Raw genomic sequence first — 14881 nt, forward strand, 5'->3', positions numbered from 1 at the left:
CAAGTCACCCTCTTAATTGAGGGTGACTTGTTTACTCAAAGATTAATTATTAGTGGATTCATACTCAGTTACCCTAAGCGAAATATACCGTTTAACTTCACCCGAAACCGTCGGTCGAAGCCCTGCCTTTTTGTATATTTTCCATTCGATAATTGGTTCACCCTCTTCTTTTAACTTTTTTATGCAGAATTCGATACGCCTTTTTTGAAAGGTTACTACATCCTCTGAAACTTTACGGATAAAATCCATCGTTTTTGGTAGCTTGTCCGCTTTCTTCTGTAATAACGAAAATCGGTTTATTTCCTTTCCGAGAGAAGTTATTGTGATTCTTGTAGGTTTATCAGTAGCAACATCCCAACTTTGAACCACTTTCTTTAAAGCATTCACCATTTCTTCATCTCTATTTTCCCAGTCCACTCGGTAATTAGGAGGCAGAACTCTTTTCTTACTTGGCGAGAATTCATTTAACCACTCTCGGTCGTTTCGATACAAAAAGGCATAAACATCTGGTACCAATCTTCTGAGTTCCGTTTTCGACTTTTCAGGATATGACGTTTGAGTTTCCAACCATTTATTCTTTCTTTCAGCAAGCTGATTTTCATATTCTTCAGAAGGAATATTAGTGTTTTTCTTTTTATTTTTGGGAGATTTCCAAGGAACAATCAACTCCAACTCGGCAGCGTATTTTTTGACTGTTGCACGATCAGCATGCAAATCTCTCGAAATCTCTGTAAGTGATTTACCCTCACTCACTAATTCAGTTAGTTTCCCTTTCCAAACATGTCCATATTCTTTAATCCTGCCAATTCGATATTTGTCTGCCGATATTTTATCGGGTCCTTTTCTTGAATAAATAAAACCACAGTCACATCGAAAGGTTCCAACTGGCTTCCTCGTATCGTAGTCGATTGTTATTGTTAACTCTTTAACAACAGACTTCTGAAAATTTGAGCAAGCTACATTCAAACATAACCACGGAGCTTTATCAAAGGGCTGATACTTATTTTTATCTAATAAATGATCCAAATTGGTATCTAGAAATAACATGACTAATAAATGCCGAATCGGGTGAAAGGATTTACGGTGCTTTTGGAATATCATAGTAAGCCAATCAGTTTCTTCTAATACAACCGTAGATTGTAAAAGTTCCAAGCAACGCTCAGAGAATTTCGCCCTAAAGCTGGTGTATAATCGATTTCGTTTTAAAATGCCATTTGAAGTTGCATAGTCATTTTGCTTTAAAAACTCTTTATATTTTTGCTGCAACGTGTTATTCGTTTTTTGAAGATGACTGTTTATTAATAACGCATAAGATGCTTTTGCAATTTCTAATAACAATTGAACTTCATCTTCCTTTAATCCATCGGTATTCATTTTTTTCCTTTCTACCGTTGAAGTTGCAATTACATACTCATGCTGATTGATAGCCTTGGTAGAAACAACTGTTTCTTCTAAAACCGTTTCATGTTTAGGACAAATATAAACACCTGGACATTGATGAATACGACGCCAATACGTTTCGCCACAAGTATTCATATCTTCTTTGATACAATCACTACATACCCAAAGGTGAGATTTTAATTTCACATTACTTGCTGAAACGCCTATGCGAGTATGAATCGTGCTACCCTTATTGCCAATCATGGATTGCTTTACTTGATCAGCTTGCTTTGGTAATAAAAAAGCAGCATAATACGGATACATTGTATGATTGAAAATTAACTGATCCGTATTCCAATAAGACCCTGTTTGATTGAGTAATATGTTTAAGTTTGCTGGTAAATCCCAAACTGATCTAATTGTCCTTTTTCCAAACAGTTCTTCAGTTGTCACTTTAGGACTTATATTTCCAGACCTAACATGGTACCTTGCTAGAACACTATACAATAATTCGTCAGGATACGGCGTTGGAAACCAATTCAACATCATCTTCATCCTCCCAGAACTCGTCTAATGGTTGTTTAATAATAGCTTTATCCAAAAAGTATTCATGAACAGACTTTTTCTTTTTCCTTGCTTCTTGCATTAATTGAATCAAGTAATTTTCGCTTGTTGTTTTTGCTTTCTTTTTCACAGCTTTGCTTTCCGCCTTCATTTCATCCTTGTCAATTAGGAGTTTTACTGTTTCTTTTAGCAACGTCGGTTTTTCGACATCTTCTCCAAAGTTGTTTAATACGCTTTTTACAGCACGCTCAATTTCCTTTGGTTCAAAATCCATTGATAATAATTGCAAAGTCATATCTTCTAAAAGAGATTGCTTCATTTTTTGTCGTTTCTGCTGTTGCAATTTCTTTTGAATGCGAATTTTTTCTTGCAAGTCAACGGAAGCTTTGTATCTTTCCATTTCTTCATCTATATCAATGGGACGAATATCCTCATACTTGGCAATTTCACTTGGAATACCTGACTTCAAAGCATCTAACATTGGTTTAACCAATCGCAGACTATCTTTCGCCACTTGTTGGATTATTTTCTTGCTTATTTTTTCTGTGCCAGTCGAAATTGCACTGACCTGAGATAGCATAAAAAGTTTGATTGCAATATCAATAATCCCTTGACTCTCTTCGTATAAAAAATCACTGAGTTCTTCAGTCAAAGGTGTGTAATCAGCTGTCCATTGATACTCCCACATCCCCTCCAAAAATAACTCCCATGACGTATCTTTTGGCATTTGTGACCAGACCATATCTCCCTGACCGCTTCCCCGTCTTGCTTGACGAAACTCACTTTGCAAAATAGAAATCGCTTTATTGGTACCAACCATTAAAACAGGAATGCCGATGGTGTTCACCAGCGTGACAAAAAAGTTTAGCATTTTATCCGAACCGCCACTTTTACTAAGGCTGAGGTGCTGAATTTCATCAATAATGAGTAATCCAACCCCATGCAGGCTTGCAAGGTGTGCCATTCGTTGAAGCATTAAATCAGTCGTATTTCGCTGAGCACCGAACTTATTTAAATAGTTGGAACCTAATAATCGGTCTAATTCTGAAAAAAAGCTAATACATAGCCCTTTCAATGATCCATCAAAAGGGCACTCTAACTTCATCCAACTAATTTGTGTGAAAATAAACGGTTTTCCCTTATAGTCACGGTGCTTAATCAATTGCGGGTAAAAAGATAAAACCCGTTCAATTGCCGTTGATTTCCCAATACCCGAAAGACCAATAATCGTAAATCCAGCTGCTGTTCGTTTCACCTCGGTTTGATAGTTTTTTAAAAATTTCCCTGCTTTTATCGCTTGATAACTCTCATGCACCCGCATGACTTCTTCTCTCTTCATTGGGTTTCGGTGCAAGTATCCTTGACGAATGGCTCTTGAAATGCGTTGTTCTAAATCTAAGTGCGTTTCAAATGGTTGAAAGTATTGAAATAATCTCTGGACACAATGAAAACGATAATTAGGGTTTAGAACACGTTCTTTTTCATCAAACGATGGAAAAACTGATAATTGTTCGATTACTTCATCCTCCGTAAATATTGGCGGCAGTGCCTCAATTAAAGGATTAGATTCATAATCTTGTACAATTTGTTCACTATATATAGCGTCTACTATTTCTTTTCCGTACAACAGTTGCCTATCATTAGTGACTAACTCTTGCATTCTTTAATTTCTCCTTTTGCTTTTGACGTAATAATTCAATCTTTGAAACGCTTTGTTGGGTAATTGTTTCTTCCATAATCGGTTCAGGTACATCGGGTTGTTCCAGTCGATTTGCATCTGCCAATAAAAAGGTTTCTGCTTTACGCTTTACTTCTTTTTCTATTGAGCGATTTTCACGAATTCCTTTTACTTTTTGATTATTGCTCAGATCAATTTTTTCTTGATTTAGAGATTTCTGTGCCTTTTGGACAATGTGTTCAATATCACTTGCTAAATCAACTTTGTTTTGTGTTTCTTCATGTGCAAACTGTTGTTTCTTTAACAATTCGTAAGCAAAGTAATACTCCACTTCTTCCATTGTCTTACCTGCGTATTTCTTATGATGGTCTAACAATGTGGCTACTTCATAACTTTTACCATCTTCACTCGGCAAATAAATACGGGACATGTCGCGTGGATCGTAACAAATTGGAATTTGCCAACTCTTTTCTCTTGCCTCCCCAAACCAATTCTCTTTCAATGCTGTATCGCTACTAAAACGCATTTTCTTAAACTCAATTCCTTTATACGTTACACGGGCATTTGCGGTCGGTAGCAAATGCAGTTTCACAATATCTTCTGAGTACGAACGAAGTTTACCAGAGCGATTCTTAATACCCCAATTCCACAATTCTCGTGGAATAAGTGAGATTTCATCTTGAATCATCATTTCATCCTGATTGTAATTTTTTAACCAATGATGATTGTTATGATGGAGAACGCATTTGATGATAACGCTGGTAAATTCCTCTAATGTTAACGTTGCATCTAATCGGTAATCTCTATCTCCTCTAACTCTTACATCTGTGTCCACAACGCCAGGAAGAAATGGTTTGATACCAGTTATATTAATGATTCTGAAATGTTGCTCAACTATTCCTTTCCAATCTGCTCGATATGGCGGTGTATTCTCTACCTTTATATTAAAAGCAGAGATAAGACGCTCAACATTGTAGCCTTCCAATTCGCCACGGTCAGCAAGGAATGTCTGGGGTAGGTAATGACAAGCCCATTCTTCCTTTTCAATCTCAATACTGTATTGTCTACAATACGAAACTTTATCACTAGCGGTATTAGCAAGTGCCATCATTGCTCCAAACCAAGATGGTCCCTCAAGCCCGACATATAATCCAACCACCATACGGCTAAACACATCAATCACTACATAAATGACAGGACGACCAATAATCCAGTTCCGATTAAATGAACTAACAATATAAACATCTGCAACTGTTGCATCAATTTGATATTTCGTTCCTGGTCCATATAAATCACCAACTGAAGTACCTAATACAGCCCGATGGTTTAATTCATATTTTCGGTTTCCTTTTCGGTTACGAATTTTTTCTTCAGATTGATAAGTCTTTTCGTACCAATATCGGAACTGTCTAAAAGAGGGGATTTGATCTTGGTCTAACAGAATGGGTTTCTTTACACCATTATCATAACGATAATCTGCCACAAAGAAGGTTTTAAGTATTAAATCATACGTCGTGGCTAAAGAATTTTTTTTAACGGTATGATAAAACCTTTTCACGCCAACTTCAAACGTTCTTTTAATTTCATCAGTGACAATAACTCCTTTTCCGATTATCGTTTCAAACTTTCTTCGTCTCCCGTTTTTCTGATCTTTATAAGTTTTCTCTTTCCCTCTACCTCCAGAGTTCGTATAATTAGGTAACAATGCGCTTTTTACTTTGCCTCTTTGCCAATACTGAACCATGTACTTATAAAACAATCGTTTGTTTTTTCCTGTGTTTTCAACTGAGAAACGAACAAGCTGACCCCTTTTATCTCTTTCATATATATCTGGTTCTTGTAAAACCATGCTTTCGATACTTTTCCATCGTTCATCTCGCAGTGTTTTATTTTTGTCTGAAATTTGTTTCTCATCTTGATAGACAAAGGCATAAGGATCGTTATCGACTAACGTTAGCAATTGGTCATTAAATAATTGCTGCAAGTCTGAGACTTTCCGCTTAATTGGTAATGCTTTTTCATTTTCAATATTAATGGTGTAACAAATTACATTACCTTCATCGATCCATAGAATACGCTCTAATTGTTTTTCACCATTCGCCTCTTCAAAACTAATAATGTCATTAATGACAAACATTAAATTCATTCCTTCTTATTCAGTAATATTTATTTAAATACATCTTCACACCAAAGGTGCGTATGAATCTTTTGATTAATATCTACTTTTAGTTCTTGGTGTGCAATTAAATGCTTTAAAATTTCTAATCCCATACCGTTACCTAACTGGAATTTCTTATCAAATTCCGTAACCATCTCAATAATTGATGTATTGTATTTTTTGATGAAAGTTTTCATTTGTTCGGTATAGGTATGGAGAGTTGAAATTGGTAAGTCTTCTATTTCGAAATAAGAAGAATGAAGCCATTCAACATTTTCTATTAATTTCTTTGGTAGCTCTTTTTCCGTAATAATCCCCCAATCAACTCCTTGTTGTTCCCAATAGGACCGTTCAATTTCAAATTTCTCTATGGTTCTTTCGTTTTCTAATTCCTGTGATGGCTTTATCGTTCTTGCAACATGGGTAGTACCTTCTGAATTAGATAATGTGATAAGGAAATCTGTGGTCATCACGATTGGAATTTGTGACTTGGGATCTGTTGGGTGTTTAAACCCTTTACTTTCAGCGATGAATAGCGTATCTTCTCGCGTAAGTGGATATTGTTCTCTTATATCAACAACAGCTCGATTCCACTCTAATACATAAAAGTAATCGCGTTCTAATTTGGATAAGAATTGATGAATTCGATTTGTTTTCCAACCTTTGGCTCTCGTGGCTAATCCATTAGACGGGAAGTCTTGAATGTTTATCCAAGGCTTATAATTCGCCCCCGTTCCCTGACCACGGCCTTCTTTTTCCATTTGGGCAATTTTCTTTTCCGTTAATTGCGTGTTCCTTTTTGCGATAATTATCACTGCCTTTCATCTTGGTTGTCTGTTCCTATCTTAGTTAGTACTATTCTGCTTTTCATGCTGTAAAATTTTCTAGCTTGAGATAGTCAAAAAATCACAAAAGATATAAATACAATTATTTTTTATAACCTTTTTTAGAAAATATATTTTTTTTGCACTTTTTAGGTAAAATACAATTTACTTATAAAATTAAGTTTTATCCAAAAATGTAAATTATAAACTACATAAACGTGTTTTTAAAAAATAATATTAAAAAGGACTTGGATTATTACTCCAAGTCCTTACGAATAGATAAAAAGCTATTAATGATATGTACATTATTTCGGAACGTTTCTTTGTTTTCATTTGCACAATACTTTAATGCATTGATAAACAATACTTTAATTTCTTTTATTAATAGATCATCATCAAGATTAATATCTATATCTCGTGGCAATGGTTGATCTTGAGTTGAAATAATTAATAAGTCTCTCCAAGTATTGGCAGCGGTAACTTTCCCCTGAAAAATCGCTTTAAAACCACCATCCACAGAGAGTTCGTCCAAAGTTAATAGATACCCTTCGAGATATTTAATCGATATTTTTTCTATTTTATTTTGCAAAAAATTTTCTACTTGTTTTTTTAATTCAGAAGGCTTTACATCCGTATTGAGTTTGTATTTTAAGGTTTTCCTCAATTTAATTAAGAATTCCTCGTATTGTTCATCTTCCATTACTTTGATAGCACGCCTAATGTTTTCAGTATACAAATTTCCTCCCCCTAATATTTGTTATTCCTTCTGATTTCTATTTGTTGTTGTAAAATCCCTTCAATGAAACAAAAAACAATCCACTGAAAGTTAACGGGTTCGGTTGATGGGGAGAAAAGTGCAATTAACCACGTAAATAACAGGTTAATCAGCGTATATTTCAACAGCTACACTAACACTATAATTGACAATAAAAAACGCTCAGTTTCTGAGCGTTTTTTGCTGTATTTTATTAGCTAATTTAAATTTCATCTACCCGATGGGAAGTGAGGAATTACCTGGAGGAAGTTATTCCAAATAAAAACCAATTGAATATTCAATCCCATCCTCACCTCTGTATTTTCTTGGTGCAACTTTATTTAAAGTATAACTAAATTTTGGATTTCCCTTCACTTTAATCGTATAAGTGTCTTTGTTCTTTAATACACTGTATTTTTTATACTCTCCAGGAATTAGTTCCGTTTCAGTGATTGTAAAATGCTTGTTGAAATCTTCTTTGGTAGAACCAATAATACGAGGAGGGTGCATAAATGAATTTTTTATTACGAGCGTCCCATCAATAGAATAGATCGCGTATTGCGTAGCACTGGTTTTGCTTGTTTGTTCTAGATAAAATCCTTCCCATTCCGATGTAACATTATTGTTCTTTTGCAGAAAAGTAAATACCAAAATTAAAATCAATATTATCCCACCAAGCAATATAACCAATATTTTTTTCGACATTCTCATCCCTCTTTCTTTTTTTAAAATATTTTTACTTATCAGTTATACGAGTTTCAAAGCAAAAAAGACTCATAAAATAGTAATAGGTTTGGTTGATGGGGAAATGCACCCGAACGCTAATACCTTTTTCAGAATTGTTCAATTTTACCATATAATTATTTTAACATAAATTTCCTATTCCCCTTTTAGAAGAAAGAATTCAGTTTGATATTAAGCGAACAATTAACACCCGTTTTGACATAGAGTTTAACAAGACCGCATAAATTTATGTGGTCTCTCCAAGTTGTATGTGAATTGTTGTGCTAATTAAGGTGTTAAATCATTAGGGATTCTGATATAACAACAAAAATAAGGACACCAATTTATATATGAATTGGTGTCCCAAATATGCTGCTATTTAATGTTTTTTCCCCATCAACCGAACCCGTTAACTGAAAGTTGAATCGTGCTTTTAATTAAATTGTACAATTAAATAAGTAATTACCTGTCTTTGTTATCATTCTACATTTCGGAATTCCTCTTCTTGCATTAAGCACCCGTTAGTTCAATATATTTCTAATTCATTCCTTAAGTCTTTTAAGAGAATGGATATTTCGACTAATGCCGAATTTTTATCAGTAATCCTTATTTCCCAGAAGGAAAAGAATTATACGTATAAACTTTTTAAAATTTGTCAAACATGACATTCATATGAACAAAACAGTCGAGGAAAAAACTTCATTGGAGATGTTTATTGATGAACTATAAAAGCACGAAAACATGGATAGAAGTAAATCCTTCGTTAGAATCGCACCCCAATAAAAACCTCATTCATTATTTAGCGAGAAGTACATGTTTAGATCCTCTTCTGATGTATGAGATTTATAAACAAGGGTTCAAAACAGAAGAGCAAGTATGGAAATTTTTATTCCCTTCCATTAATCATTTACATGACCCCTTTTTAATGAATGATATGATGAAGTCAGTAGTACGCATCATTCAAGCAATGAAACGTAAAGAATCAATTCTGATTTTCGGCGATTACGATTTGGATGGTATTAGCTCATCTACACTTTTATATACTTGTTTAAAGTTTTTTGGGGCAGATGTGTCAATTCGCTTACCGATTAGACACGAAGGATATGGCATTTCCACCAAAGCAATAGAAGAAATATCTAATAAAGGAATCGCACTTATCATTACCGTAGATAATGGTTCAAGTGCTCATGATGCAATGAAAGCGGCAAAAGAAAAAGGCATCGAGGTAATTGTTACAGATCATCACGAAATATTGGGTAAACATCCCGATTGTTATGCTTTTATCAATCCGAAAAGATCTGATAATTTATACCCGTATCCAAATCTTTCTGGAGCAGGGGTTGCGTTTAAATTAGTACAGGCGTTGTTTCAAGTTACAGCTACGTTATCTTGGGAAAAACACATGTGGGATTTTGTTGAGATGGCTGCACTTGGGACAATTGCGGATTTAATGCCATTAGATGGAGAAAATCGGGTGATCTGTACTCTTGGAATTCATAAAATGAACAGCAATCCTCAACCGATTTTAAAAAAACTAATCGATTTGCTTCGTATATCGTATGTTGATAGCTCAAAAATTGGTTTTCAAATTGCACCTATTTTTAATGCGATTGGACGAATTGACGATCCAAATAGAGCCACTTTGGCGTTGACGAATCCACATACGAGTGAAAAAGAACTAAAAGATTTAATTGCAATAAATAGTGTACGGCAGACTTTATCAAAGAACCAATATCTATTAGCTGAAGAAATAATTTTAACAAACGGCTGGAATCATGATCGAATTATTGTTGTTGAAGGTGACTTTCACCATGGAATTATTGGAATCATTGCAGCAAGAATCACAGAGAATTTTCAAAAACCCGCCATCGTTATTACTCAATCAGGAACAGGCTCAGCAAGAACGGTGCAAGGAACGGATTTCTCAATTATTCAACCAATTAAAAGTTGTTCGGAGTTTTTAGTAAAATATGGTGGTCACGAAGGTGCGGCAGGATTGACTATTGAAATGGATAAAATCGAATCATTCAGAAGAGCGATTCAATTAGTAGTTGAAAATGAACCTATAAAACAACCCATCATCCAATATATTAATCAAATGGATATAAAAAAATTCCCTCAGATGTTATTCAATGATTTAGCTGCATTAGAGCCATTCGGTATGGGAAATCCGAAACCTATCTTCTACTGCCCAATGACAAGCGACTTAAAATATGAACTATTCGGAAAGCTTAACGACCACGTTAAGTTAACCATTCATAAAAAAGAATTGTTGGCATTCTCAAAGGGCCGATATTTACAAGATAAATGGTCTTCACTCGAATTTTTATATACGCCCAATTGTTGGAAAGATAAGAACTTTCTCATTCATGATCTTCGGTCAATTTAAAAGAAAAACATGACCAAAAGTTGAGAATTAGGGTCATGTTAATTTGGCATAAATAAAAAACTCTTCTTAACAGGTTCAGTTGATGGAAGAAAAATATGAAAAACAATGTGGATTTGCAACAATAGGGATATGCATGATTTTATGCAAGAAAGTCAATGACGCAGCGTCCCCAAAAACATGCTTAAACCGTGGCCAAAAGGGAATTTTATATAAATGCATATAACTATGCATAAGCAATGTACCAATAGTAAAAGCAGAAACGTTGATTTAACAACATTCCTGCTTTTTTTGTGTATCCCCAAACTTTCATTTGGGAACGTTATTTGAATACAACTTGTATAAATTGGAACTGTTATTCATTAGACGATTCGACTCTAGAAATTACCCCGCTATACATAGCTTTCCAGCTACCGTCGTCTTCTATTTCAGTTTGATATAATTCTAGAGTACCTTTATACAAATGCCCTTCAACATCTTTTTTAAATTCGAATAACTCAGGTTGTTGTCTTAATTCATCTAAGTTGGCATAATATACTTCAGTTTTATAAATAGGTAATCCAGAAGGTGTGTGTAAATCTTCTTCCGTAGTTAAGTAGGAAACACCTTGGGAATCTAAAACTGTTAGAGTTTGAACCTCCGTAGAATAATAGTCGTCTTTTAATTCTTTCAAATGTGTAACTGCATAAGCACTATTTGAAAATGTAAAAATACCACAAGCCAATACTGCTGATAGTGAAAATAAACTTAATTTCTTTTTCACCAATATCCCCCTTCCAATAATTGTATATATCTATATTACACTATATAGGTTCAAAATCCTTCCCAAAAGTGTCATTTGGGAGTTATTAAGATTTGTTTTGTATACGTTATAAATACTTGTTTCACTAAAGCGTTAGGTAAATAAGGATTATTTAGAATCAATCGAATTTGCTATTTGGACGAGTATTTCAGGTGTTACTTCATCGGAAACATCTTCATCAACACTAAACACATATTGCCAATGATCTGTTTCGAATATCAACAATTTAAAACCAAGGAATAAATCTCCAGTATATATTGCATTATTCCCATTTTTTAATTTAATCTCTTTAGATTTATACTTTTCAAACGGGATTTTATGTTGAATAGGTCGCACATCAATCTTAAAGTGATTATTAGGAAAATGTTCACTTATAAATGTAACCTCAAGAGTGTCATTTGCTTCGCCATCTAAATCACTAAACCTGCCCCAGTAATGCGTAAAGCTAATTGGTGGTACTCTTATTGGTAACATAAGCTCTTGATTAAAATGTTGTTCAAAATCGTCTACTGCTGCATCTACCGATTTGTACCCTATTTCAGGATATATTTCCTCAAAAGGTGGAGGAATATCGTTTGTATTCCCAGAAACATGTCCATCATTTATTCCCAAAATTAAGAAACTTAATAAATATAAGAAAAGAGGAAAAATTTTATTCAACTTCATCACCCTAAATATTATTTAGTTTTATTTTGTCCAGTTTAGTTACAACAATTCTTATTCAAGTAAAACGCTGCTGTAATTGAATTCCATAATGCACCCAAAGCGTCGTTTGGGAATTTAATTAAGTAAAAGCCATTAAGGTCGTACTAAATATAAAAAAATTTTGTATTAGTTATTCTCCTTTAGTGAAAGATAACAAGAAAAGTGAAGGATGAATGAGTTATGAGAAAATTATTTCTACTTGTGCCTTTAACAATGCTTATACTTATAATGGACATCCAAGCCCAAGAAAATTTACCAACCAGTACACCTCCTACTAGAGAAAATATAATGGAAGATGCAGTTATTGACTTACTACAACCTCAAATGTATTCAGCGGTTGAAAAACACTATGGAACTACCAATGAAATTGGTTTCATGTGCTTAAGAGTAGTAGAAATTAAAAAGCTAGATCATTCAGGTTCTTGGTTATTCGAAGTTAAGTTAGACGGATTGACCTATACAGGAACACATAATCCACTTGATATTTTTACGGTAACAGTAAAAAAAGATGAGTCAACCTTAGGCAAGTGGTCTCTTCAGGACTATAACGTAAGAAAATTTGATTCGAATGAAAAAACTGAATGCAGAATTCCTGCTTAACCAAGCGATGTTTGGGAACTATATTTTTTGCCACTGTTCAGTCATTTCTTCGTAATATGTATCTGTCCAATGGTAAGGTTGTAGTTCGTTTAATGTTTTAAAAATGATTGCTTATGTATCATTTGAAATGGCACATTTCACTTGGAAATCCCAGTAAAACAACCGTTCTTGACAGACTCCACAAGGCGTAAGCACCTTTAATGGTGTCAACCCCCTTTAATTATCTGTAAATACAGATAAACATAAAAGAGCACGACCCCATAAAAACCTGGGTCGTGCTTTAGATTAAATTTTCTTATTGAATATATCAGTTCCCAACTTTTTTGTTCAGTTCCCGACTTTTTTGTCCAGTTCCCGACTTTTTTGTCTAGTTCCCGACTTTTTTGTCTTTCAACAGCGAACGGTTTTTATATTAAATCCTATTCAACCGTAACTGATTTTGCAAGGTTACGAGGTTTATCAACATCACAACGACGGTGAAGTGCAGCATAGTAGCTGATTAATTGTAATGGTACAACAGATACAAGTGGTGTTAATAGCTCATGTACTGAAGGGATAACTAAACGGTCGCCCTCTTCTTCCATGCCTTCCATTGCAATAATACATGCATTGGCACCGCGCGCTACGACTTCCTTTACGTTACCGCGAATGTTAAGTGCCACACCTTTTTGTGTTGCTAAAGCGAAGACTGGTGTTCCTTCTTCAATTAATGCAATTGTACCGTGTTTTAACTCACCACCGGCAAAACCTTCTGCCTGAATGTATGAGATTTCCTTAAGCTTTAATGCACCTTCCAATGATACACAGAAGTCCATATTACGACCGATAAAGAATGCATTGCGCGCGATTTTTAAATAATCTTCGGCAATCTGCTCCATTTCCTCTTTAGAGTCGATAATTGTCTGGATACCGTTTGCAACGATTGCCAGCTCCTGTTTTAAATCAAAGTCCAGTTCCATTCCTAACTCTTTTGCAACGGCATAGGCAGCTACTGCTAAAACAGCTACTTGTGCAACATACGCTTTTGTAGATGCTACAGCAATTTCCGGACCCGCATGCAATAATAATGTGTAATCCGCTTCACGAGAAAGTGTTGAGCCTTGTACGTTCGTTACAGTTAACGCTTTGTAGCCAAGCTCTTTGATTTTTACTAATACTTGACGGCTATCTGCTGTTTCCCCTGATTGTGAAATGAAAATAAATAATGGCTTTTTCGATAGCAACGGCATATTATAGCCAAACTCGCTTGAAATGTGTACTTCTACTGGAATACCAGCGATTTTCTCGAAATACTGTTTCCCGATCAAGCCGGCATGGTAACTCGTACCTGCCGCAATAATATATAGACGGTCCGCTTCTGCCAATGCTTTTAAAATATCTTTATCAACTGTAACATCTTCACCTTGTTCATATGCTTGAATGATTTTACGGATAACAGTAGGCTGCTCATCCATTTCTTTTAACATATAGTGAGGGTATGTTCCCTTTTCGATATCAGAAGCATCCAATTGTGCTGTATATGGTGCACGCTCAACAACGCGGCCGTTTAATGTTGTGATTTCAACTTTATCCTTACGAACGATTACAACTTCTTTATCGTGCAATTCGATAAACTGGTCAGTTACTTGCAGCATCGCCATTGCGTCTGAAGCGATCACGTTGAAGTCTTCACCTACACCTACTAATAAAGGTGATTTGTTTTTCGCTACGTAAATCGTTTCCACATCTTCATTATCTAAAAGTGCTAATGCGTAAGAACCGTGTAATAACGATAATGTTTTACGGAATGCTTCTAACGTAGATAAGCCCTCTTTTGCAAATAAATCGATTAACTGTACGATCACTTCTGTATCTGTATCAGAGTTCATCTTAATTCCTTTAAGATAAGCTTTTTGTAATAAATGATAGTTTTCGATAACCCCGTTGTGTACAAGCGTATATCGGCCTGAAGCACTTGTATGAGGGTGGGCATTTAAGCGGTTTGGTACTCCGTGAGTTGCCCAACGTGTATGGCCAATCCCTACAGCTGCTTCCACATCGCCATCTACTGCTTTACGTAAATCCGCAATACGGCCTTTTTCTTTGAATACTGTTACGCCTTCTTCATTGTGTACAGCGATTCCTGCAGAATCATAGCCACGGTACTCTAGTTTCTCTAAACCTTTTAATAAAATCTCTTTAGCGTCCAATACGCCGTTATATCCTACAATTCCACACATAATCCGTTTCCTCCAATGTAATCGCTACATCGAAGCACATTTCGGCAACACAAAAGCAGACTACGAAATCTGCCTTTTTTCGCCTAGT

11 protein-coding genes and 1 pseudogene are annotated in these 14881 nt (G+C 35.1%); 2 read left to right on the forward strand and 10 right to left on the reverse strand.

Going from position 1 to position 14881, the window contains the following annotated elements; genetic code table 11:
* Positions 1-42: 42 nt before the first annotated feature.
* The 6 genes from MKY71_RS17465 to MKY71_RS17490 form a co-directional block, all read right to left on the reverse strand.
* Positions 43-1926, reverse strand: a complete 1884-nt coding sequence (locus tag MKY71_RS17465; protein ID WP_340733496.1) for a TnsD family transposase — start codon at positions 1924-1926, stop codon at positions 43-45.
* Complete coding sequence (locus MKY71_RS17470; protein ID WP_340716705.1) at positions 1895-3604, reverse strand: ATP-binding protein; 1710 nt, start codon at positions 3602-3604, stop codon at positions 1895-1897. Before MKY71_RS17470 ends, MKY71_RS17465 begins: the two co-directional genes overlap by 32 nt.
* A complete protein-coding gene (locus MKY71_RS17475; RefSeq protein ID WP_340733498.1) occupies positions 3585-5768 on the reverse strand; it encodes a Mu transposase C-terminal domain-containing protein in 2184 nt (727 codons plus the stop codon). The genes MKY71_RS17470 and MKY71_RS17475 overlap by 20 nt, the downstream gene beginning before the upstream one ends.
* Before the next feature lie 20 nt (positions 5769-5788).
* Positions 5789-6595 carry a TnsA endonuclease N-terminal domain-containing protein gene (locus tag MKY71_RS17480; protein WP_340716707.1) on the reverse strand — a complete coding sequence of 269 codons (807 nt, stop codon included), beginning with the start codon at positions 6593-6595 and terminating at the stop codon, positions 5789-5791.
* Positions 6596-6860: 265 nt separating this feature from the next.
* Positions 6861-7340: a hypothetical protein gene (locus MKY71_RS17485; RefSeq protein ID WP_340716708.1), complete on the reverse strand. Its 480-nt coding sequence runs from the start codon at positions 7338-7340 to the stop codon at positions 6861-6863.
* A 288-nt stretch (positions 7341-7628) separates the two neighbouring features.
* Positions 7629-8063 (reverse strand): hypothetical protein, encoded by a 435-nt coding sequence (locus MKY71_RS17490; RefSeq protein WP_340716709.1) that lies wholly within the window; start codon positions 8061-8063, stop codon positions 7629-7631.
* A gap of 736 nt (positions 8064-8799) precedes the next feature.
* Here MKY71_RS17490 and recJ point away from each other — a divergent pair.
* Positions 8800-10470 carry a single-stranded-DNA-specific exonuclease RecJ gene (gene recJ / locus MKY71_RS17495; RefSeq protein ID WP_340733499.1) on the forward strand — a complete coding sequence of 557 codons (1671 nt, stop codon included), beginning with the start codon at positions 8800-8802 and terminating at the stop codon, positions 10468-10470.
* A 352-nt stretch (positions 10471-10822) separates the two neighbouring features.
* On the opposite strand, the gene MKY71_RS17500 is transcribed toward recJ, so the two are convergent.
* Both MKY71_RS17500 and MKY71_RS17505 read right to left on the reverse strand, forming a co-directional pair.
* Positions 10823-11230, reverse strand: coding sequence for a hypothetical protein (locus MKY71_RS17500; RefSeq protein WP_340716710.1), 408 nt, complete (start codon positions 11228-11230; stop codon positions 10823-10825).
* A gap of 147 nt (positions 11231-11377) precedes the next feature.
* Positions 11378-11935: a hypothetical protein gene (locus tag MKY71_RS17505; RefSeq protein WP_340716711.1), complete on the reverse strand. Its 558-nt coding sequence runs from the start codon at positions 11933-11935 to the stop codon at positions 11378-11380.
* 219 nt (positions 11936-12154) lie between these two features.
* Here MKY71_RS17505 and MKY71_RS17510 point away from each other — a divergent pair, with 219 nt between their 5' ends.
* Positions 12155-12574: a DUF3888 domain-containing protein gene (locus tag MKY71_RS17510; RefSeq protein WP_340716712.1), complete on the forward strand. Its 420-nt coding sequence runs from the start codon at positions 12155-12157 to the stop codon at positions 12572-12574.
* A gap of 18 nt (positions 12575-12592) precedes the next feature.
* On the opposite strand, the pseudogene MKY71_RS17515 reads toward MKY71_RS17510, so the two are convergent.
* Both MKY71_RS17515 and glmS read right to left on the reverse strand, forming a co-directional pair.
* Positions 12593-12775: pseudogene (locus MKY71_RS17515) on the reverse strand (cytidine deaminase); the annotation flags it as partial.
* A gap of 218 nt (positions 12776-12993) precedes the next feature.
* Positions 12994-14793 carry a glutamine--fructose-6-phosphate transaminase (isomerizing) gene (gene glmS, locus MKY71_RS17520; protein WP_339174312.1) on the reverse strand — a complete coding sequence of 600 codons (1800 nt, stop codon included), beginning with the start codon at positions 14791-14793 and terminating at the stop codon, positions 12994-12996.
* Positions 14794-14881: the final 88 nt, after the last annotated feature.

This window comes from Solibacillus sp. FSL W7-1324 (genome assembly GCF_038008025.1).
Classification (GTDB): domain Bacteria; phylum Bacillota; class Bacilli; order Bacillales_A; family Planococcaceae; genus Solibacillus.